The organism is Aquabacterium sp. (assembly GCF_029946005.1).
Classification (GTDB): Bacteria; Pseudomonadota; Gammaproteobacteria; order Burkholderiales; family Burkholderiaceae_C; genus Aquabacterium.
In genome coordinates, this window is sequence record NZ_JAQSDR010000017.1 from 1 (window position 1) to 3,453 (window position 3,453).

A 3,453-nucleotide genomic window follows, 5' to 3' on the forward strand; every position below is an offset into this window, starting at 1 on the left:
CAATCATGTGCGTGGGCTTGAGCACGATGCGGGTCACCGAGTTGTGGATGCCGCCGCGCGTGCCCGTGATCTCCGAGCCCGGGGTGTTGATGATCTTCTCCTGGGCGTGGTACATCATCACCATGCCTGGCTTGACACGCTGACTCACCACCGCCCGAGCCGCGATCGCACCATTGGTGTTGAACAGTTCCACCCAGTCGTTGTCGACAATGCCCGCGCGCTTGGCGTCATCCTCGCTCAGCCAAATCACGGGGCCGCCCCGGTTGAGCGTGAGCATCAACAGGTTGTCCGTGTAGGTGGAGTGAATGCCCCACTTCTGGTGCGGCGTGATGAAGTTGAGCGCGATCTCCTTGTGGCCGTTGGGCTTGAGGTCCTGCACGTCCACCAGCGTCTTCAGGTCTACCGGCGGGCGGTAGGCCACAAAGCCTTCGCCGAAGGCCTGCATCCACGGGTGGTCCATGTAGAACTGCTGGCGTCCTGTCAGGGTGCGCCATGGGATCAGCTCATGCACATTGGTGTAGCCCGCGTTGTAGGACACCTTCTCGCTTTCCAGCCCGGACCAGGTCGGCGAAGAAATGATCTTGCGCGGCTGCGCCTGGATGTCGCGAAAGCGGATCTTTTCGTCTTCACGGTGAATGGCCAGGTGAGCGTGCTCGCGACCCGTCTGCTTCGACAAGGCCTCCCAGGCCTTGACCGCGACGTGCCCATTGGTTTCGGGGGCCAACATCAGCACCACTTCAGCCGCATCGATGTCGGTCTCGATGCGCGGCATGCCCTGGCTCACGCCGGCCTCGCGCACGGTGCCATTGAGTTCCGCCAGCTGCTGCACTTCGTCTTGCGTGTTCCAGCCAATGCCCTTGCCGCCGTTGCCCAGCTTGTTCATCAGCGGGCCCAGCGAGGTGAAGCGCTTGAAGGTGTTGGGGTAGTCGCGCTCGACCACCGTGATCTGCGGGGCTGTGCGGCCGGGGATCAGTTCGATCTCGCCCCGCTTCCAGTCCTGCACGCCAAAGGGCTGCGCCAGTTCGGCGGGCGTGTCGTGCATGATCGGCGTCAGCACGACTTCTTTTTCAACCCCCAGGTGCCCCACGCAGACCTCGGAGAACTTCTTGGCAAAGCCCTTGTAGATCTCCCAGTCTGACTTGGCCTCCCAGGCTGGGTCCACCGCCGTGGACAGCGGGTGGATGAAGGGGTGCATGTCGCTGGTGTTGAGGTCGTTCTTCTCATACCAGGTGGCCGTGGGCAGCACGATGTCCGAGTACAGACAGGTGGTGCTCATGCGGAAGTCCAGCGTGACCAGCAGGTCCAGCTTGCCTTCGGGGCCCTTGGCATGCCACTGGACTTCTTCAGGCTTGGCGTCGTCCACGCCCAGGTCCTTGCCCTGCACACCATGAGTGGTGCCCAGCAGGTGCTTGAGGAAGTACTCGTGACCCTTGCCCGACGAGCCCAGCAAGTTGCTGCGCCACACGAACATGTTGCGAGGCCAGTTGGCGGGGTTGTCCGGATCTTCGCAAGACAGCTTCAGCGAGCCGTCCTTCAAGGCGCTCACCACATGGTCCTTTGGATCCAGGCCCTTGGCGTTGGCATCCTTGACCACTTGCAATGGATTCGTCTGCAACTGAGGCGCTGAAGGCAGCCACCCCATGCGCTCGGCACGCACGTTGTAGTCGATCATGCTGCCGCCGAACTTGGCCTTGTCGGCCAGCGGGGACAGCACCTCGCTCACGCCCAGTTTTTCGTAGCGCCACTGGTCGGTGTGCGCGTAGAAGAAGCTGGTGGAATTTTGCTGGCGCGGCGGGCGCGACCAATCCAGGGCGAAGGCCAGTGGGGTCCAGCCAGTTTGTGGGCGCAGCTTTTCCTGGCCCACGTAGTGCGCCCAGCCGCCACCGGATTGACCAATGCAGCCGCACATCATCAGCATGTTGATGATGCCCCGGTAGTTCATGTCACAGTGGTACCAGTGGTTCATGGCCGCGCCGATGATGACCATGGACTTGCCCTTGGTCTTGTCGGCGTTGTCGGCGAACTGCGTGGCCACGGTGATGACCTGCGCGCGCGGCACGCCGGTGATCTGCTCCTGCCAGGCCGGGGTGTAGGGCACGTTGTCATCGAAGGACTGGGCACCGTCGTCCACCAGATTGCCCTGGGCATCGGTCAGGCCACGGTTGACGCCGTAGCTGGCCACTTGCAGGTCGAACACGGTGGCGACCCACACCTCTTTGGCCTGGCCCTTGTCCTGGATGGTGATGCGCTGCATGGGCGCATTGCGCAACAGCACATCGCTTTGCTTGTTGGACGGGAAGCTGGGCGTGTCGATGCCGCCGAAATACGGGAAGGCCACCTTGTGGATGCCGACCTGGTCGTTGCCCTCCAGCACTGACAGCTTTAGCTTGACCTCGCGGTCGCCCACGGCCTCCTTGTTCTCCAGGTTCCACTTGCCCTGGTCGGGGCGGCCATCCGCGCCCCAGCGGAAGCCGATCGAGCCATGCGGCTGCACGATGGCGCCCTGCTCGTCATAGGCCAGGGTCTTCCATTCGGGGTTGGTGCCGCTGCCCAGTTCGCCGCTCATGTCGCTGGCGCGCAGGTAGCGGTCAGGCACCATGGCCTTGCCCGCGGGCGTGTCCTGCTCCTTGAGCATGACCAGCATGGGCAGGTCGGTGTAGCGGCGCACGTAGTGGTCGAAGTACTCGCTGCGCTTGTTGAAGTAGAACTCTTTCAGGATCACATGGCCCATGGCCATGGCCACGGCGGCATCGGTGCCCTGCTTGGGGTGCATCCAGATGTCGGCCAGCTTCGAGATCTCGGCGTAGTCGGGCGTGACGGCCACCGTCTTGGCGCCCTTGTAGCGCACCTCGGTGAAAAAGTGGGCATCGGGGGTGCGCGTCTGGGGCACGTTGGAGCCCCAGGCAATGATGAAGGTCGAGTTGTACCAGTCGGCCGATTCGGGCACGTCGGTCTGCTCACCCCAGACCTGTGGGCTGGCCGGTGGCAGATCGCAGTACCAGTCGTAAAAGCTCATGGCCACGCCGCCAATCAGGCTCAGGTAGCGCGTGCCCGCCGCGTAGCTGATCATCGACATGGCCGGGATCGGCGAGAAGCCAATGATCCGGTCAGGCCCGTGCTGCTTGATCGTGTAAACGTTGGCCGAGGCGATGATCTCGTTGACCTCGTCCCAACTGGCGCGCACGAAGCCGCCCAGGCCTCGCTCCTTCTGCCAGCTGCGGCGGGTGTCCGCGTTGCTCATCAGCGCGGCCCAGGCGTCCACCGGCGTCTTCGCGATGGCCCTTGCTGCGCGCCATTGCCTGAGCAACTCGCCGCGCACCATCGGGTGCTTGACGCGGTTGGCGCTGTACAAGTACCAGGAGTAGCTGGCGCCCCGTGCGCAGCCGCGCGGCTCATGGTTGGGCAGGTCGGGACGCGTGCGCGGGTAGTCGGTCTGCTGGGTTTCCCAGGTGA

At 63.7% G+C, this 3,453-nt stretch carries 1 protein-coding gene; it reads right to left on the reverse strand.

Annotated elements, in window-relative coordinates; translation table 11 throughout:
* Positions 1-3,453: nitrate reductase subunit alpha (locus tag PSV38_RS12625; protein ID WP_300547942.1), on the reverse strand; the 3,453-nt coding region annotated here is incomplete at both ends.